The following is a 17,104-nucleotide window of genomic DNA, read 5'->3' as shown; positions in this document are numbered from 1 at the left end:
GTTATGGATATTGACCAGGCAGTCACACTGACGCAGGACCGCCTCGCCGAAGAGGGGGGCACCATGGGTGACCTGCTCGGGCACTTTCGAGACAGGATTTCGCCGATTCTGATCGGAGACCCCGAATGGGGGCGCCTGCTCGAATGCGCCGGGGAACATCCGATCACGATGGGCGCCCTTCCATTCGGCTTTGAACTGCCGCTGCAGGATCGCAGACCCGAGGCGGATTTCGGCGTCTCGCTGGCGAGCGGGACCCGAGCGGCGGCGTTCTTCGAGGAGCGCGCGCGGGCCGACGGGACGGATGGTACCGCGAGCTCGATTGCGCGGCTGTTCAGCCAACTGGATGCCGACAACTCGCCCTTGCGCGACATCGTCGGCCGCAAGTTGATGCTGGAGTACGACGTCGGCTCGGCGCGTGACGGTGGACGTTTCCTACCGGCGATGTTCCTGCGGCCCGGCGAACGCCCGATTCTCGGTGCCCGCGATCAAGTGGATGATGTCGTCACGGTGATGGACGCGCTCGTTTCCTGCGCAGGCTGGGAGAGGAATGACGCGGAGCGGCAGAACGTCGAGCGAGCCTACCTGGCGCAGCCGGAAGATACCCGCATGGACTCGTTCGGCGTGTTTCCGTCTCGCACCCGCTCGATCCGCCTCGCGATCATGGGTTTCCAGGCCCAGGAGGAACTGTGTTCCTATCTGGAAGACACGGGCTGGCCGGGCCGGATTCCGACCGTCGACTCGGTGATTTCACGCTTCAAGGACCGCGCGAACGTTGTCAGGACCGGAGTGAATATTGACGTTCAGGAAAGCGGTCTCGGCCCGACGCTAGGCCTGACGCTCATCGTGAAGCAGAGATATACCAAGGACTCACGTTACTGGCTAGACGGCCTGACCGATTGGGATCCGTTCCTGGAAGCCCTGAGCCATGAGGATCTGGTAGTTCCGGAGAAGCTCAAGGCGCTGGCAGGCTGGGTTTCGAAACCGACAGCCCTCTTCGGGAAGTCCGGACGTTTTGTACTGCTGCGTGGCATTCACCACATAAAGCTCGTGATCTCCGGAGATCAGCTTCGGAAAGCCAAAGCCTATGTGTTCATGGTTCTGTCCGCGGCAGTCCCTACCTGACGCGCCCGCGAGGTGCTGCGGGCGCGAGTGTCGCAGACGCACAATGGCCTGCCGACCGGTTTCGCGTCCAGCGGCCGGCAGGCCTCCGCGGTTCGTCCGGCCAGCGATTCTGCCTACCAGCAGCAGCAAAGGCCGGCGGAGATAGCTTCGAGTTGCTCCTCGGTGATGTGCGGATCCGGTGGCAACGCGAGATGCACCGTCTGCATATCACTCTCATGGACCTGGATGTTCATCGACTCGGGAATTGTGATGCCCAATTCCGCGCTGATGGCAGCCTTTGGATCTGCGAGGAGCTGTTGCCTGAAGTCGGGGTCCAGGGCCGACTTCTCAACGATTTGCTCCAGCATCTGATCACCACTTCTCATGGCAGTCCTCCTTGCTTTCCGACGTGGCGACCCGGGCCACATCATGCAGTTTCGGCATCCTAGCATGACTTTTTTGCACGGTCAAGCCTGCGAGACGCGCCAGAGGCGCGCCGACGTCCGGGCAGCCTCGGCTCAGAGCCAGGCGAACTTCATGGCGAAGACCAGCGCGACGACCGCCAGCGGCAACGGGCATTCGCTCCAGCGTCCCGACAGCACCTTGACCGCGACGTAGGTGACGAAGCCGATGCCGATGCCGTCCGCGATGGAAAAAGTGAGAGGAACGGCGATCGCGGTAACTACGGCCGGCGCCGATTCGGTGATGTCGTGCCAGTTGATGCCCGTCAGACTGCGCGCCATCAGGCAGGCTACGTACAGGATGGCGGGCGCGGTGGCATACGGGGGGATGGACTGCGCCAGAGGCGCGAAGAAGAGGCAGGCCAGAAACAGCAGAGCAACGGTCACCGCGGTCAGTCCGGTCCGTCCACCGGCCGCGGTTCCGGCCGCACTCTCGATGTAGCTGGTGACCGGAGACGTGCCGAGCAGCGACCCTCCGACCGTGCCGGCCGAATCCGCCAACAGCGCGGTCCGGCTGCGGGGCAACATTCCCCGGGAATCGAGGAGACCCGCTTGTTGCCCCACTCCGATCAGAGTCCCGGTGGTGTCGAACAGGTCGACGATCAGGAACGTGATGATGACCGCGACCATGCTCAGTTGGAGCGCGCCGGCGAGATCGAGAGCGAGGAATGTCGGGCTTGGGTCGGGTGGCGCCGCGGCGATTCCGGCGAACCCCGAGATGCCTGCCAGGATGCCGGCGGCGCTCACGCCCAGGATGCCGATCATGACGGCGCCGGGCACGTCGCGGCCCGCCAGCGCCACAATCGTGCTGAAGCCGAGGAATGCCAGAATCGGCTCCGGTTCGAAGAGTGCGCCGGTCGTTATCATCGTCGCCGGGCTCGCCTGGATTATCCCGGCGTTCTGCAGGGCGATGAGGGCCAGGAAGAGGCCGATGCCCGCCGAAATGGCCAGCTTCATTCCACGGGGGATCGCTTCCATGATCCAGCGCCGGATCGGCAGAATGCTCACCAGGAAGAAGAGGAGCCCCGAAACGAAGACCGCGCCGAGTGCTACTTCCCAGGCGTGGCCCATTCCGAGCACCACGCCGTAGGTGAAGAACGCGTTCAGCCCCATGCCGGGCGCGAGCGCAATCGGGTAGTTGGCGGCGAGCCCCATGAGGAGAGTGGCGAACGCCGCCGAGAGACAGGTGGCGACGAAGACCGCGTCGAACGGCATGCCGGCGTCGGAGAGAATCTGCGGGTTGACGAAGGCGATGTAGGCCATCGTCAGGAAGGTGGTGACCCCGGCCGCCAGTTCCGTCCGCACCGTGGTGCCGTTGGAGGCGAGTCCGAACCAGCGGTCAAGGAGTGCTGTCATGGTCTCAGTTGGGACAGACCGGTGGCGGCTCGTAGGGCAGGCCGAGCAGCCTGATGTAGTTGCCGCCGAGCGCGATCTGCCGGAATGCGTGGTTGTCGACGTGGCGGAAGATGCGGCTCGTCACTTCCAGCTCCGTCCGGTAGACGTTGAAGTCCTTGTCGCGCGACGCGAGAAAGTCGGTCCCCGACAGTATGCGATCGGCGTGGGCGTTCAGGAAAGGGACATACGTGTCGCGGTGCTGCGGGTCGGAGAAATAGCCATCGTCGAGGACGCGCCACGACAGATCCAGCATCAGGCGCGGGTAGCGCGCGAGCATCGCCGACAGCAGCTCGACATGGCGCGCGGGGTCCATCGTCATAAGCTCCCGCGAGAGTCCCATGTGCATCCAGACGATCGGATTGTCAGGATAACGCTCCAGCGCGTGTTCCATCAGCGGCAGGTAGCGCGTCGGGTCGTCGTCGCTACCCAGGTCGGCGTGCAGCCCAAGCGGTATGTTCCGGTCTCGCAGGACTTCCATGAAGGGCCCCCACGCGTCGATCGTCTCGACCGTCACCGGCGCGTGTCCGTTTGCGAAGAGCGCCTGCTTCACCAGGTTCACCTCGCCCATCCAGCGGAAGACACCCGGGAACTCCGCCTCGAGCTGTTCCATCTGCGGAAGGATTGACGCCGGATCAGCCAAATCGGGGAATGTCATCGAGAGCGTCAAGTGGCGATCGTGCGGCGCGTGCGCGGCATAGTCCGCCGCGTTCGCCAGGTCGTTGCGGAGTGACGGGGTCACGGGGGTGCCGGGGCAGTCGAGGTAGTACGTGCATGACGAACCGTCGGGCAAGACCTGCCCGATGCCGTAGACGTTGGCGAACAGCACGCCGGTCGCCTCCAGGTAGCCGACGATCTCGTCAAACGGCACGGCGGGGCCGCCGAAGGGGCGGAAGTGGATGTGGGTGTCGACCACCGCCGTCTGCGGCCGGGTCGCCCGATCGTAGCAGGGAGTGCCCCCGGTACGGTACATGTCGAGGGTCAACGGGGCGGGGTCGGCCCCCTGGGCCGCGCCGGCGACGGTGTTGGCCTCCGGGTCGCCGCCGCCGGCGGGTCCGTGATCCGCCGCGCAAGCCTGCAGGCCCGGCGCCAGTGCCAGCGCCAGGAACAGCGCGGCCTGGCAGCCCCGTGGAGCGCGTCGTGGCGCCACGGTTGGGCCTCTACGGCTGGATTCCCCCGCCGCCGTCCGCCATCAGGTAATCCCAGTGGCGTGCGGCCTGCGTCAGAATCGGTTGCAGGTCGCTGGCCAGCAGGTAGCCGTCCTCCACCAGGGCGAGCGCCGCCTCGGTGACACGCCCCAGGTACTCCGCGCGGCTGCCGTAGCGTTCCTCAACGGACGGGCGCGGGTCGCTGGTCCGCTCGCGCTCGGCCTGGTTCCGCGGGAACGGAATGTACGAGCCCTGCATGCTCGACAGGACGTCGGGCGGGCCCGCATCGGCGTGAAAGAGGTTCCAGCCGGTGTACGTGGCGAGCGGCACCGCGACTTCCGGCATCATCAGGCCGCCCGTCTCGTTCCCGTCGTCGTTGACGGCGGGCACCAGAACCGGAAACGCCGAGAGCACCTCCGGCGGTTGCACCGACGCGATGCCGCGGTTCCGAAACTCCGGGCCGTAGACGGCGCGGTAGGCGAGATGCGGCTCGGCCGGCTGGCCTACGTCCGGCAGTTCCGGGAAGCCGAGCTGTCCGGGGAGGACGAGGTCGCCGTCGGCGACCCGCGGATAGACACTCGGTGGCGGCAGGGCGTCGTCTTTGGCCGTCCACCGCTCCATCGCCAGCAGCAGCGGGCGAAGGAACCATGAATAGTCGTTCGGGTTGCTCGGCTGTTGGCCGCTGGTCCGTTGCGGAGGGAACCGGCCCGGGCCGTGCTGCCCGCCCGCGAACGAGTAGATACGAACGTTGTCGAGCAGCGGGGCGTCGTCCGCGCCGTCGAGCGTCGTGTGAATCAACGACGCGGCGCGTCCCCAGTATTCGTAGGACGAGTTCGTATAGAACACCTTCGGCATGTGGCCCGGTTGGATGCCGGACAGCAGGCCGTCGCGCATGTCGGTCTCTGGGTCGTGCTGCGTGATGTCCGTGAACGGGAAGATGTCGCTCGGGTAGAGCTTGTTGAGGAACGGATGGCCGTCGCGCGACGGTTGTGCGAAGCGGTGGTTGAAGCTGCCGCGGCCCGCGCCGGCGACGTGCGCGATCACCCCGTCGAACGCCCGCCGGTTTGTCTCGTCGGCGTTGAACCCGTGGTAGAGGAACGTCCGCAGGAAGCGCCCGCTCTGGGAGACGCCCCAGGCGATGGCGCGGTCGATCGAGTCGACCGCGACGCCCAACTCGGGCGTGGCGGCGTACTTCAAACGCGCGATCATGTCGCGCAGCGCGGCGGGACCCAGGCCGACCAGGGCCGGATCCCTGGCGACGTAGACGATGTCGTAGATCTTGTGCGGTTCGAAGCCGCCGTCGAGCCAGACGTACGTCGGATCGTCGACCACGTTGCCGCCGTCATCGACGCGGGCGAAACGCCACTGATCGCGCGGGACCACGCGCCGCGTCTGGCCGACGCCGTCCCGGACGGTCATGACGTTCGCCGGATCGTTCGGGTCGGACACCGGATACGCGATGTGGCTGCGGTCGGCGAGCGAGCGGTCGAACGCCCGCTCCCGGACGATTACCTCGCTTCGGACCAGTCCCGTGACGGGTGCGCCGCCTTCGTCCACCGCGTTCACCGTGTGAAGCCGCATCTGCCCGTCACGTACCGGCACGTCGAACTGCCAGCCGAGCCACAGCAGCGTGAAGCCGTTCTCGAGCAGGAACCCGTCGCCCATCTCCTCGGCGCTGACCGGCGTGCGGCTGCCCGCAGCGTTGTTGAAGTAGCCGAGCATCCCCTTGCCGCCGCGGTTGGATACCTCGTAGAGGACGGCGCCGTTGCCCCGCCCGATCGTCTTCGGCTTCAACAGGTAGAAGTTGGAGCTGAATTCCACCAGGCCGCGGTCGTTCCGGGGGGCGTGGTCTATGTCGGTCACGATCCGATTGGCCGGGTTCGACGGATCGACCTCGAAGTAGACCATGCCGGAGATCGCCTCGTACGGGCCGGCCAGTCCGTACGCGCGGCCGTCGGCTACATCGACGCGCGAATCGACGACGACGCGCTTCACCTCGGCCGAGGCCGGCGCGGCGACAAGAAGCGTAGCGACGACAATGGCGACGAAGGCCGGGATGCTGCGGGTCATCACTTGTCCTCCATGACGTGGGCGGTCGGAGCGCCGCCCGGCGGCGGCCTTCATTATAGGGTCGCGGCCGGCCCCGCGGTCAGTAGTCCCACCAGTTGTATTCCACGTCGAAGTCGTACTTGACGACCTCGCTGTCGTGATAGCCGAGACGGCCGCAGCGGAAACGGAGATGCCAGTCGACGAACCGGAACGGACCGGTGTACAGCCTCCAGCGAAACGGTTCGAAGCTGTCCGTCGTGTACTCGATCACCGCACCTTCCGTCGGGCACGTGATGCTGACCCGCGGCGCGACGTGGAAGATGCCGCCGCGGGGATACGACTCGGGCCGCGCCGCGGTCGGACGTTGGCCGGCCGCCGTTTCGTCGGAGGGCGCACGGTCCGCCGACACCATCCAGTCGCGAATCGTGCGGCGCACGTCGGCGAGCGCACTGGACGGGTGCGCCACGTCCATCTCGGAGTCGCCCAGGAGCACGCGGCCCGGCAGATGGTCCGGGATCGGCGCGCCGCCGAGGGAAAGCAGGGTGGGCGCAAAGTCGACGGTGGTCACCGGGTCGTCGCGGACAGTTCCGGGCGGGATGTGGCCCGGCCAGCGGACGGCGAGCGTGATCTGCAGGTCGGCCGCCGTCAGCGTCCGGTCCACGGTCCGGGCGGGCGGACGGGGTTCCGTGAAGGCGAAGACCGCGGTATTGCCGGCCGCTTCGTCCGCGTCGAGTTCCGCCAGGATCTGCGCAATCCGCTGATCGCTGTCACTCGTGCGCATGCCCGTGCCGGTCAGATCAAGCACCGCGAAGAAGGGTTGCCGGCGGTCACGGTGACGCCAGTGCGCCTCGGCGCCCACCTGATCCCAGGAGCCGAGCGGGACGCGGTCCGCTCCCGGAGGCGCACCGTCCCGAGGTGAAGGCCGGAACGCGTCGCCCAAGGCGGCGGTCTCCGGGTCGTGCGAGGCGAACGTCGTGAAGTAGCCTGTTGCCCGGAGCCTCTCCGCTACGCTGCGGACAGTTGGCGGTGGCGCGGTCTTTCCTCCCGGCCCGTGCGCGCCGAATGCCGCGGGGGGCATCCCGGTGAGGATCGCCGAGCGTCCGGCGCCGCGGTTCGGGGTCACGGCAAAGGCCTGCGTGAAGCGGGCGCCCTCGGCCGCCAACGTCTCGAGAGCTACCGTGTCAGCTTCGGCGATTATCCAGACGAGGTTCGGAGGTCCGGGCGGGGCTACGGGGTGGCTGAGCGCATCGCGCGAGGCATTCGTCGGATCGCCGCAGCCGGCCAGCGTCAAGACAGCCAGCGCGATGGCCGCGCCGCGAATTATCTTGCTCATGACGGCATCCGCCCGGCCGCGGACGGGAGACGGGGAGATTATACGGTGGGGCTGGCGGGCAAATCGAAATAAACGCGGCGCCCGACCAGTCTGTGGCTAGGGATGTTGATGTGGAGGAGCGGATGATGCGATGGCAACAGTCGGCGGCGGTACTGGTGGTCGGTTTCATCGGCGTGCTGGGGGCGGCGGACGTGGGCGAGGCGCAGGAGGGCAACATCGACGGGGAGTGGGTGCTGAACCAGGAACTGAGTGACGACCCGAGCGGCCGGCTCGGCGATGGCCAGCAGGGCGGCCGGGGTGGTCTTGGCCCGGGCGGCGGTTTCGGAGGTGATCCCGGCGGCTTCGGTGGCGGGCGCGGAGGGTTTGGGCGAGGTCGCGGTGGCTTCGGCGGCGGTGGTGGCAACCGGCCCGACCCGCAGGAGATGGCCCGCCTGCGCGAATCGATGCAGGGGGCGATACGAGACCTGCTCGGCGCGCCGCGCCGCATGACGATCGTCTCGCGCGCCGACGAGATTGGCCTCACGTACGACGACGGCCGCGTGGTGCGGCTGATTCCGGACGACCGCGAGCACGCGGGCCTCGCCGGGAACATGCAGGTGCAGCGCCGGACCCGCTGGGACGGGGGCCGGCTGGTGGCCGAGATCGAACTGGAGACGCGGTTCCCATTCCGGATAGAGCAGGCGTACGAAGTACGGACGGACGGCGGAACAGGCAGCCAATTGATCGTCACGTCCCGCGTCGAACGCGGCCGAGGCGGTAGCCGTGAGTTCCGCCGCGTCTACGACCTGCAGGAACGCTAGCCTAGCACTTGCTCTAGGGCGAACAGCTGCGTGTACTCCGCGCCGGACAATCCTGTCGCACGGTGGCGACATCCTTCGGCCCCGGTGGCGCTCGGGAAGGCCCGGAGAATGGGGTTTTTGGGGCGTTGTGAATCCGGCACGGGTCTTGCTCCATCCACCACGGGCTGTAAGGCCTTGAAGTGGTCGGAGGGCGTATCAGCCAGCGCCTGCCACGCGGAGGACCTGATGCAGACAACTCGACAGATAACCGTCACCATGCTGGCGGTGGCCGCGATGGCCGCGCCTATCGCGGCGGCTCCGGCAACGGCCGAAGTCCAGCGTGACCGTGCGGTGCAGCGGACGCAACGCGCCGTGCCTCGGCCAGCCGCGCGTCCGCCCGTGCGCGTGGCCCGTCCGCCGGGGCGCCGTGTCTGGGTCGGCGCCGGTTTCTACGGGCCGTATTACTACGGCTACTACGATCCGTTCTGGCGTCCGTTCTACGGGCCGTACGGCTATCGCGCCTGGCGCTACCCGTACTACCAGTACGGCGGCTATGGCGCGAGCAGCGCCGTCCGGCTTCAGGTGGTTCCGCCGGAGACGGAGGTGTACGTCGACGGCTACTATGTCGGCCTCGTCGACAGCTTCGACGGCTTTTTTCAGCGGCTGCGGCTGCCACCGGGCGATCACGAGATCGAGCTCTACCTGGACGGACACGAGAGTATCCAGCGAACGCTATACCTGGCGCCAGGTGAGACCTATCGGGTGCGACACGAGATGATGCCGCTCGCGGCCGGCGCTCCGGCGCCGACGCGTCCGGAACCGCCGCCACCGCCGCCGGCCGCACCGTCTTCTACGGCCGGCCCGCCGTCCACGGCGCCGCCCGCCGGTCCCGGAGTCGCGGTTGCCGACCCGGCCGGGTTCGGCACCCTGGTCGTGCGCGTGCAGCCGGCCGACGCGACGATTGTCGTCGACGGAGAGCGGTGGATGGGGCACGAGGCGGTGGGTGAGCTGATGCTCGACCTGGGCGTCGGCGCGCACCGGCTCGAGGTGAGTCGCGACGGTCATCATCCCTACGCCGTCGACGTGGAGATCGTGCCGGGTGAGGACACGGTCGTCAACGTGAGCCTGCCGCGCGCCGATTCCGACGGGAGGGAGTCATGAAGGCGCGTTGGCGGGGCGCGGGAGCGATTGCACTGTTCCTCGCCGGAGTCGCGGCGGTGCCCGCGGCGGCGCAGGAGCCGGCCGTCCAGCCCGTCACCGGCGGTCTCGAGATCGAGAAGATCCGGAGCGGCTTCGTCGTCGCTCCCGACTACAAGTTCACGGAAGTGGACGGCATATCCGCGGGGCTGCTCGGCGTGCGCGGGGGCCTGGTGACGGATCGCCGGCTGTTCATCGGCGGCGCCGGCTATTGGCTGCCCGGCACGCGCGACGGGCTGGAGATGTGGTACGGCGGCGGCCTCGTCGAATGGTTCGCGAATCCGGACGGTCTCGTGGACTTCAGCGTCAGCGGGTTGCTGGGAGCCGGAACCGCCACCCTGACCGATGGCGTCGCCCTGTTCGGCGGCACCGCGTTTCCCTTCGACGGTCGCGGCGCACACCACGTCCGTCACGGTTGGTGGCCCGGATGGGGCGGCGGTCATGACGACGGGTGGTTCGGCATCCCCTGGTTCGGCCGCCGCCATTACCGGCAGGAGTTCTTCGTGGCCGAACCGCAGGCCACGGTTCACCTGAACCTGAAGGACTGGCTCCGCGTGGGCGGCGGCGCCGGGTACCGTTTCATCGGCGCGGCCGGTGAAGCCAACGGCCGGCTGAGTGGCTTTACGGCGAGCATCGGCGTGCAATTCGGCCCGCCCTAGCTTGAACCCGCGGGCGGGAGCTAAACAGGGCCGCTCCGGAAGGCGTCTGGTACAGGGCGGATGCGGACCCCGTCCTGGATTGGTTTGCTCCTCTCCCTTGCCGTCGCCCCGGCGGCGGCGCAGGAGCAGGCGCAGGCGCAGGAAGGGGCGTCTTCCGCCCCGGGCGAGACACTGTTCGAGTTCGTCATCGACGGTCCGCCGCCCCCGGTCGAACCGGCGGTGATCAATCGCGACGCGGAGGGCCGGGCGACAATCCGCGCCGTCCGTGTCGACGAGCCGCCCCGACTCGACGGTGTCCTCGACGAGGCCATGTACGAGACCCTTCCGGCGATTACGGGGTTCCTGCAGCAGGCGCCGGACGAGGGGGCGCCCGCGACGGAGCGGACCGAGGCCTGGATCACCTTCGATGACTCCAATCTCTACGTAGCCGGCCGCATCTGGGATTCGGCGCCGGAGAGCGAATGGGTGGCGAACGAGCTGCGGCGCGACACGCGACAGCTCCGCCAAAACGACACGTTCGCCGTGATCCTCGATACGTTCTACGACCGTCGTAATGCGGTCGCGTTCTACACGAACCCGCTTGGCGCCCTCGCCGACTTCGCGATCACCAACGAAGGCAACCCGAACAGTGACTGGAACCCGGTGTGGGACGTGCGCACCGGACGGTTTGACGGTGGGTGGACGGTGGAGATGGAGATCCCGTTCCGGTCGCTCCGCTACCGGCCCGGTCCGTCGCAGGTCTGGGGCATACAGCTCCGCCGTAACGTGCGGCGCAAGAACGAGTGGGCGTACATCACGCAGGTGCCGATCTCGGCGGGCAACGGCCCGGGAGGGATCTTCCGCATCTCCGCGGCGGCGACGCTGGTCGGGATCGACGCGCCGAGCGGCAGCAAGAACCTGGAGATCAAACCGTATGCAATCGGCGGCGTCGCGACCGATCTGACTGCGGCCGACCCGTTCACAAACCAGGGATCGGGTGATGCCGGACTCGACGTCAAGTACGGCTTGACGCAGAACCTGACGGCGGATTTCACATTCAACACCGATTTTGCCCAGGTCGAGGTGGACGAACAACAGGTCAACCTGACTCGTTTCAATCTGTTCTTCCCCGAGAAACGCGAGTTTTTTCTGGAAGGACGCGGCATCTTCGACTTCGCGCGCGGCGCCTTCGGCGGCGGGTTCGGCGGCGCGCTGCGGCGCCAGGGCGGCGGGTTCTTCGGTGGCGGCAACGCGCCGACCATCTTCTACAGCCGCCGCATCGGTCTGCAGGGCGGATCGATCGTCCCAATCGTGGGCGGCGGGCGGGTAACCGGAAAGGTCGGCGCGTTCGACGTCGGCGCCATCAACATGCAGGCCGACTCCGTGGGTCAGAGCGTCGCGGCGACGAACTTCACCGTGGTTCGGCTGAAGCGCGACATCCTGCGACGCAGCAGCGTCGGCGCCATCTTCACAAACCGGTCGGTCGCGCTGGAAGGGGACGGGTCGAGCCAGGCCTACGGGATTGATGCCAACTTCTCCTTCTACGAGAACGTCAATTTCCTGGCGTACGGCGCGCGGACGAAGACTCCGGGCGCCCGGGGACGCGACGGAAGCTGGCAGGGGCGGTTCGACTACTCCGGCGACCTCTTCGGCATGCAGGTGGAGCACCTGGCGGTTGAGGACAACTTCAAGCCGGAAGTGGGCTTCCTGCGGCGCGACGACTTCCGGCGCAGCTACGGCACCCTGCGCTACAGCCCGCGCCCCCGCGGCATCGAGTCGATCCGGCAGTTCCGCCTGGAGGCGAGCCGCGACTACATCGAATCGGCCAGCACCGGCGTGGTCGAGACCCGGCAGGCGCAGCTAGCGTTTGCCGTCGAGCTGGAGAACAGCGATCGATTCGGCATCTCGCTGGCGGAGAACTACGAGTTCCTGGCCCGGACGTTCGAGCCCGCGGCGGGGGCGGCCTTCGCGCCCGGCGCCTACAAGTTCAGCGACGTCGAGCTGTCGTATTCGCCGGGTGCCCAGCGTCGCCTGAACGGCAGCTTTTCCGTGCTGGCGGGCGAGTACTTCAACGGCGACATTGTCTCCGTCCAGTTCCGCCGGGGACGCGCCGAGCTGACGCAGCGACTCTCGTTGGAGCCGACCATCTCGTTCAACTGGATCGACACCGCGGCCGGGACTTTCAACACCAACCTGGTCGTCACGCGGGTGAACTACACGTTCACGCCGCGCATGTTCTTCAGCGGCCTGATTCAATACAACTCGAACAGCAACACCATCAGCAGCAACCTGCGGCTGCGGTGGGAATACTCGCCCGGCAGCGAGCTGTTCGTCGTCTACACGGAGGACCGGGAAACCGATCCGCTCCGCCCGATCCGCTACTCCGACCTGCGGAACCGTGGCTTCGTCATAAAGATGAACCGGCTGTTCCGGTTCTGACGACGCCCGTCGCCCGCAGCTACTGCCCGTCCGCGGGCAACGCGCGCTGGCGGTCGAGCGGCGCGACCGTGATCGTCCAGGTCAGCGGAATCGACGCTGGGTTGAAGCAGATCTCGTCGTCGCACGCCTGGTAGTCGAGGCGCCCGGTCAACGTGACCGCGTCGAGTTCGGCCAGCGCCGCGGTCGACTCCGGATCACCCTCCACCACGATCTCCTGAATCAGGCGGAACGGCCGCATGTAGACCGGCACCCGTTCGTCGAGCGGCTTGAAGTGGTAGATCTCCGATGCCGGGTACTCGGACGGCAGCAGGCGAAGGAACGGCGGCGTCTCGAGCGCGAGGTTGATGACCCGGTAGCCCAGCTCTTCCGCGCCGGGCGCGTAGACGTGCATTTCCGGCTTCGGCGTGATGTCCAGGGCCAAGTGGAAGCGGCTGCCGACGGTGATGTCGGGGTTGCTCTGCGACGCTTCGATCTCCAGATGCGCCGTCTCGCCCGAGCTGCCCGCGATCCCCGAGATCGGTGTTCCCAGCTTCAGCATGATGTTCGCCGCGGTGTTCCGCTCGCGGTAGAACTCCTCAAAGAAGCGGGAGGTGACGCGTCCCTGCCGGTCCACGATGAACGTCCCCGGGAACGGTGTTCCGATGATCATCGGGTTCGCGCCGAACACGGAGACGTACTGTTCCACCGCCGCCTTGACGTCCGCCTCCTCCGCGTTCGGGCCGACGCCCGCTTCGGCAACGTGGTTGTAGATGCCGAAGTCGCGGATTGCCGCGGAGTCATCGTCCGACAGGAGCGGCAGTTCGGACGTGATGCCACGCCGTTCCGCGAACGCGGCGAGAACCTCTACCGAGTCGTAGCTGATGGCGGCGACGCCGAGACCCTGGGCTCGCAGGTCATCGAGACGGTCATGCAGCTCCACGAGCTGCGCTTTGCAGTACGGTCACCAGTCGGCGGAACGGTGAAAAACGATCATCGCGCCCCGTTCGCCCATGATGGAGTCGAGCGTGCGGATCGTCCCGGTCTGATCCGGCAGCGCGAAGTCGGGAACCGCCTCTCCGACCTGCGGTCCCAGCGCGGAGACGTCGATCGGTTCGAGGGTCTGCGCTGCCGCCGCCCCGGAGAGGATGACGGCTACGGTCCCGACGAGGAATCCCGCGAAGAGCAAGCGTGTCATGCGCGGATGATACCATCGACGGCTGGAGGTAGCGATGCTTCGAGCTTCACGTTCGCGCGCCGTCCTCGTCGCGATGGCGGTCGCGTCGATGACCCTTGCCGCACCCGTTGCCGCGCAGACCGATCCCCTCGAGATCATGGACCGGGTCGACCGGATGATGCGGGGCGACTCGAGCCGCGGCGTTGCCACCATGCAGGTGGTCACCGAGAACTGGGAGCGCGAGATGACGATGGAGATCTGGTCGCTCGGCACCGACTTCTCCCTCGTCCGCCTGCGCACGCCGCCCCGGGAGGCGGGAACCGCCACGCTGAAGGCCGTGGACGACATCTGGAACTACCTGCCGAAGGTGGATCGGACCATCAAGGTGCCGGCGTCGATGATGGGCGGCGCGTGGATGGGGTCGCACTTCACCAATGACGACCTCGTCAAGGACAGCCGACTGATCGAGGACTACGACATCGAAATCACGTTCGACGGGGCCGACGAAGGCGTGTCGGTGTGGGATTTCCGCCTGACGCCGAAGCCGGAGGCCCCGGTCGTCTGGGGCCACATCGAGTACCGCGTTCGTCAGGACGACTACATGCCGCTGTGGACGCGCTTCTACGACGAGGGCGGGGATCTCGCCCGCACCATGGAATACAGCGCATTCACGGAGATGGGCGGACGCCTGGTGCCCGGGGTGATGGACATGCAGCCCGCTGACAAGCCGGACGAACGGACCAGTTTCCGCTACGAGGAGCTGGAGTTCGACGTTGATCTCGAGGAGTCTTTCTTCTCCCTCCGGACGCTGCAGCGCGGACGCTAGCCAGGCGGCAGATGCCCCAGTCCCCCTGGCGGCGCATCGGTTGGCGCAATCTCGGCCGGAACCGGAAACGGACCCTTCTGACCGCGCTCGGCCTCGCTGTCGGCTTCATGGCCTGCGTCCTGATCGTCGGATGGACGCAGGGCATTCAGACGCAGATGGTGGAGAGCGGGACCTCCCTGATCAGCGGGCAGCTCGAGATTCAGGACGCGGAGTTCCGTCCCGACCGCAGGCTGTTCGACACCATCGGCGGGCGTGACGGCGTGGACGTGGAAGCGCTGCTCCGTGCTATTGACGCGGACGAAGCGGTCATCGCGGCGGCGCCCCGCGTCTATGCGGGCGGGCTGGTCAGCTCCGGCGACGCCACCACGGCGGGCGCCTTCTTCGGCGTCGATCCGGAACGCGAGGTGACGCTCACACGGTTCCTCGATTCCCTGGTGGACGGCGTGCTGCCCGCCGCCGGTGCGAGCGAGCTGGTAATCGGCGACGAGATGGCGCTTCAGCTCGACGTCGGCGTCGGCGACGAGCTGGTGGTCGTGGCGTCCGGGGCCGACGGGTCGATGGCGAACGATCTCTTCACGGTATCCGGCATTTTTCGCTCCGGACTGGTGGAATTCGATGCCTCGACTGCCGTATTCGTGCTGAGCGACCTGCAGGAACTGGTCGTGCTCGAGCCCGATCGGATCCACGAGGTGATCGCCGCCACGTCGGACTTCCGTCTCGCCGATGCGACGGCCGAGCGTCTGGGCCGCAGCCTCGAAGCTGTCGATACTGGTGGTCGGTCCCTCGCCGTCATTTCCTGGACCGAGCTCAACCCGGCGATGGTGGAGTACGTCGCTCTGGGAGAGAGCTTCTACTGGATCATCCTGGTGATCGTCTTTTCGATCGCGATTTTCGGCGTGGCGAATACGATGTTGATGGCAACGTTCGAGCGGCGGCGCGAGTTTGCGGTGATGCTGGCGCTCGGCGCGACGCCGCGCGCCGTGGTGGGCGCCGTGCTCTGGGAGGCCTTGGCCATCGGTTTCTTCAGTCTCGCGGTCGGCCTCGCGATCACGATGCCCCTGTTGTTCTGGTGGCACAATGCGCCACCCGGACTCGGGTTCTTCTTCGACGACGTGACGTTGATGGGGGCGTTGCTGGAGATCGACCTTAGGGTCGAGTACAACCTGCCGGTGACTATCTATGCCGCGGGGGCGCTCATTCTGACGGCGATGGTCGCGGCGTTCTATCCGGCGATCCGCGCTGCGCGGACGCCGCCCGCCGACACGCTCTCGGGACTCTGACGACGATGCATCTGGGCGTGTTGACCATGTTCGCGTTGCGCAACCTGCGCCGGCACCTACGGCGGACGGTGTTGACGATGCTGGCAATGGTGGTGGGCGGCGGGCTGCTGAGTTTTTCGTTCGCGCTCGGCGATGGCGCCCACGAAGCGTGGATCGAAGCCGGCGTCCGGATGAGCACGGGGCATGTGACGGTTCAGCGGCCGGAGTTCCGCGTCACCCGCCGGCTCGAGGACCGCCTGCCCAGTGGCGTCAGGCAGGTGGCCGAGGCGGCGCTCGTCACCGCCGAGATCGCCCCCCTCGTTGCGGCGCGTTCCTCCAAGCTCACCATCCGGGGCCTTGCCAGCTCCGCCGCCGGGGCCCGGCCCGCGCAGATCTTCGCGGTCGATCCGGTGGCGGAGGCGACATTCGGAATGGTCGACAATCAGGTGGCCGAGGGCCGCTACCTGGAGCCGGATGATCGCCTTGCCGCGTACATCGGGGTGGGTCTCGCGAACAGTCTGGAGCTGGAACTCGGTTCGCGCATGGTCGTGCAGGCGCAGGATGCGCACCACGAGATCTCGGCGCAGTTGCTCCGCGTCGTGGGCATATTCCGCAGCGGCGTGCCGGAGGTGGATCAGGTGCTCGTCCACATGCCGATTGGAACGGCGGGCGAGTGGCTCGGTTCCGGACACGACGTCACGAACGTCGGCCTCGTGCTGACCGACAGCAGCCGGGTCGGGGACGTCGCCGCGCGGCTGGAGGCGGCGCTGGCCGGGCCGGTGGCGCGAGGCGAGGCGCAGGTGATGGGATGGCGCGAGTCGAATCCCGCGCTTGCGGCGGCCATCGCGATCGATGACTTCGGCAACTACCTGGTCTTTGGGGTTCTATTCGTCATTATCGCGCTTGGTGTCATCAACACGGTGCTGATGTCGGTGCTGCACCGGCATCGCGAGTTCGGGGTCCTCCAGGCGCTCGGGCTGACGCCGGGCCAGACCGGGTCGATCGTCCTGATCGAGGGTTTGACCCTGACCGCCGTAAGCGGCCTTGCCGGTGTCGCGCTCGGGTGTTTTCTTACGTGGTGGTTCCTGGGCGACGGTTTCGATTTTTCTGCCCTGTTGGGCGAAGAGATGACGTTTTCCGGTGTCGTGATCGATCCGATGATCATGCCGCTGTTCTTTCCGTGGCGCATGGGACAGATTGTCCTGTTCATGCTGGTGCTGGGGGCCGGCGCGTCCATCTACCCGGCGCTACGGGCGGCGCACGTCGACGTGACGGAGGCGATGAAGTTCGACCGATAGCGCTGGTGCGCCCAACCGCCTTCAAGGGGAT

At 67.2% G+C, this 17,104-nt stretch carries 14 protein-coding genes and 1 pseudogene; 8 read left to right on the top strand and 7 right to left on the bottom strand.

Annotation, left to right across the window (positions count from 1 at the left end):
- Positions 1-3 precede the first annotated feature (3 nt).
- On the top strand, positions 4-1,122 hold the full coding sequence (locus F4Y45_13735; GenBank protein ID MXY25562.1) for a hypothetical protein: 1,119 nt from the start codon (positions 4-6) through the stop codon (positions 1,120-1,122).
- A gap of 113 nt (positions 1,123-1,235) precedes the next feature.
- On the opposite strand, the gene F4Y45_13730 is transcribed toward F4Y45_13735, so the two are convergent.
- The 5 genes from F4Y45_13730 to F4Y45_13710 all read right to left on the bottom strand — a co-directional run bounded on the left by F4Y45_13730 (position 1,236) and on the right by F4Y45_13710 (position 7,484).
- On the bottom strand, positions 1,236-1,553 hold the full coding sequence (locus tag F4Y45_13730; GenBank protein ID MXY25561.1) for an NHLP leader peptide family natural product precursor: 318 nt from the start codon (positions 1,551-1,553) through the stop codon (positions 1,236-1,238).
- 66 nt (positions 1,554-1,619) lie between these two features.
- Positions 1,620-2,918: an NCS2 family permease gene (locus F4Y45_13725; protein MXY25560.1), complete on the bottom strand. Its 1,299-nt coding sequence runs from the start codon at positions 2,916-2,918 to the stop codon at positions 1,620-1,622.
- Between the two features lie 4 nt (positions 2,919-2,922).
- On the bottom strand, positions 2,923-3,927 hold the full coding sequence (locus F4Y45_13720) for an amidohydrolase family protein (GenBank protein ID MXY25559.1): 1,005 nt from the start codon (positions 3,925-3,927) through the stop codon (positions 2,923-2,925).
- A gap of 187 nt (positions 3,928-4,114) precedes the next feature.
- Complete coding sequence (locus F4Y45_13715) at positions 4,115-6,172, bottom strand: hypothetical protein (protein MXY25558.1); 2,058 nt, start codon at positions 6,170-6,172, stop codon at positions 4,115-4,117.
- 79 nt (positions 6,173-6,251) lie between these two features.
- Positions 6,252-7,484, bottom strand: coding sequence for a sulfatase-like hydrolase/transferase (locus F4Y45_13710; protein ID MXY25557.1), 1,233 nt, complete (start codon positions 7,482-7,484; stop codon positions 6,252-6,254).
- A gap of 257 nt (positions 7,485-7,741) precedes the next feature.
- Between F4Y45_13710 and F4Y45_13705 the strand changes: the two are divergent.
- The 4 genes and pseudogenes from F4Y45_13705 (at position 7,742) to F4Y45_13690 (ending at position 12,537) form a co-directional block, all read left to right on the top strand.
- Positions 7,742-7,885: pseudogene (locus F4Y45_13705) on the top strand (cold-shock protein).
- Between the two features lie 624 nt (positions 7,886-8,509).
- Entirely contained in the window at positions 8,510-9,424 is a 915-nt protein-coding gene (locus F4Y45_13700; protein ID MXY25556.1) for a PEGA domain-containing protein, read from the top strand.
- Positions 9,421-10,119: a hypothetical protein gene (locus F4Y45_13695; GenBank protein ID MXY25555.1), complete on the top strand. Its 699-nt coding sequence runs from the start codon at positions 9,421-9,423 to the stop codon at positions 10,117-10,119. The genes F4Y45_13700 and F4Y45_13695 overlap by 4 nt, the downstream gene beginning before the upstream one ends.
- A 60-nt stretch (positions 10,120-10,179) precedes the next feature.
- Positions 10,180-12,537: a carbohydrate binding family 9 domain-containing protein gene (locus tag F4Y45_13690; protein ID MXY25554.1), complete on the top strand. Its 2,358-nt coding sequence runs from the start codon at positions 10,180-10,182 to the stop codon at positions 12,535-12,537.
- Between the two features lie 19 nt (positions 12,538-12,556).
- Here F4Y45_13690 and F4Y45_13685 read toward each other — a convergent pair whose 3' ends face one another.
- Together F4Y45_13685 and F4Y45_13680 are read right to left on the bottom strand one after the other, a co-directional pair.
- The gene (locus tag F4Y45_13685) at positions 12,557-13,456 is read right to left on the bottom strand and encodes a peroxiredoxin family protein (protein MXY25553.1); all 900 of its coding nucleotides are present in this window, start codon (positions 13,454-13,456) and stop codon (positions 12,557-12,559) included.
- A 21-nt stretch (positions 13,457-13,477) separates the two neighbouring features.
- Positions 13,478-13,711: a hypothetical protein gene (locus tag F4Y45_13680; GenBank protein ID MXY25552.1), complete on the bottom strand. Its 234-nt coding sequence runs from the start codon at positions 13,709-13,711 to the stop codon at positions 13,478-13,480.
- A 34-nt stretch (positions 13,712-13,745) separates the two neighbouring features.
- Between F4Y45_13680 and F4Y45_13675 the strand changes: the two genes are divergently transcribed.
- The 3 genes from F4Y45_13675 to F4Y45_13665 are packed head-to-tail and all read left to right on the top strand — an operon-like array spanning position 13,746 to position 17,073.
- A complete protein-coding gene (locus F4Y45_13675; protein ID MXY25551.1) occupies positions 13,746-14,516 on the top strand; it encodes an outer membrane lipoprotein-sorting protein in 771 nt (256 codons plus the stop codon).
- An 11-nt stretch (positions 14,517-14,527) separates the two neighbouring features.
- Positions 14,528-15,796, top strand: a complete 1,269-nt coding sequence (locus F4Y45_13670; protein MXY25550.1) for an ABC transporter permease — start codon at positions 14,528-14,530, stop codon at positions 15,794-15,796.
- Positions 15,797-15,801: 5 nt separating this feature from the next.
- Positions 15,802-17,073, top strand: coding sequence for an ABC transporter permease (locus F4Y45_13665; protein ID MXY25549.1), 1,272 nt, complete (start codon positions 15,802-15,804; stop codon positions 17,071-17,073).
- Positions 17,074-17,104: the final 31 nt, after the last annotated feature.

The sequence above is a fragment of the Acidobacteriota bacterium genome, from assembly GCA_009838525.1.
GTDB lineage: Bacteria > Acidobacteriota > Vicinamibacteria > Vicinamibacterales > UBA8438 > VXRJ01.
Note: the sequence above shows the minus strand (reverse complement) of the source record. Positions and strands in the feature narration are given on the sequence as shown.

Coding starts and splice junctions, on each gene's coding strand:
- F4Y45_13735 (MXY25562.1), top strand. CDS start 4: ATGGATATTGACCAGGCAGTCACACTGACGCAGGACCGCCTCGCCGAA.
- F4Y45_13730 (MXY25561.1), bottom strand. CDS start 1,553: ATGCTAGGATGCCGAAACTGCATGATGTGGCCCGGGTCGCCACGTCGG.
- F4Y45_13725 (MXY25560.1), bottom strand. CDS start 2,918: ATGACAGCACTCCTTGACCGCTGGTTCGGACTCGCCTCCAACGGCACC.
- F4Y45_13720 (MXY25559.1), bottom strand. CDS start 3,927: ATGTACCGTACCGGGGGCACTCCCTGCTACGATCGGGCGACCCGGCCG.
- F4Y45_13715 (MXY25558.1), bottom strand. CDS start 6,172: ATGACCCGCAGCATCCCGGCCTTCGTCGCCATTGTCGTCGCTACGCTT.
- F4Y45_13710 (MXY25557.1), bottom strand. CDS start 7,484: ATGAGCAAGATAATTCGCGGCGCGGCCATCGCGCTGGCTGTCTTGACG.
- F4Y45_13700 (MXY25556.1), top strand. CDS start 8,510: ATGCAGACAACTCGACAGATAACCGTCACCATGCTGGCGGTGGCCGCG.
- F4Y45_13695 (MXY25555.1), top strand. CDS start 9,421: ATGAAGGCGCGTTGGCGGGGCGCGGGAGCGATTGCACTGTTCCTCGCC.
- F4Y45_13690 (MXY25554.1), top strand. CDS start 10,180: ATGCGGACCCCGTCCTGGATTGGTTTGCTCCTCTCCCTTGCCGTCGCC.
- F4Y45_13680 (MXY25552.1), bottom strand. CDS start 13,711: ATGACACGCTTGCTCTTCGCGGGATTCCTCGTCGGGACCGTAGCCGTC.
- F4Y45_13675 (MXY25551.1), top strand. CDS start 13,746: ATGCTTCGAGCTTCACGTTCGCGCGCCGTCCTCGTCGCGATGGCGGTC.
- F4Y45_13670 (MXY25550.1), top strand. CDS start 14,528: ATGCCCCAGTCCCCCTGGCGGCGCATCGGTTGGCGCAATCTCGGCCGG.
- F4Y45_13665 (MXY25549.1), top strand. CDS start 15,802: ATGCATCTGGGCGTGTTGACCATGTTCGCGTTGCGCAACCTGCGCCGG.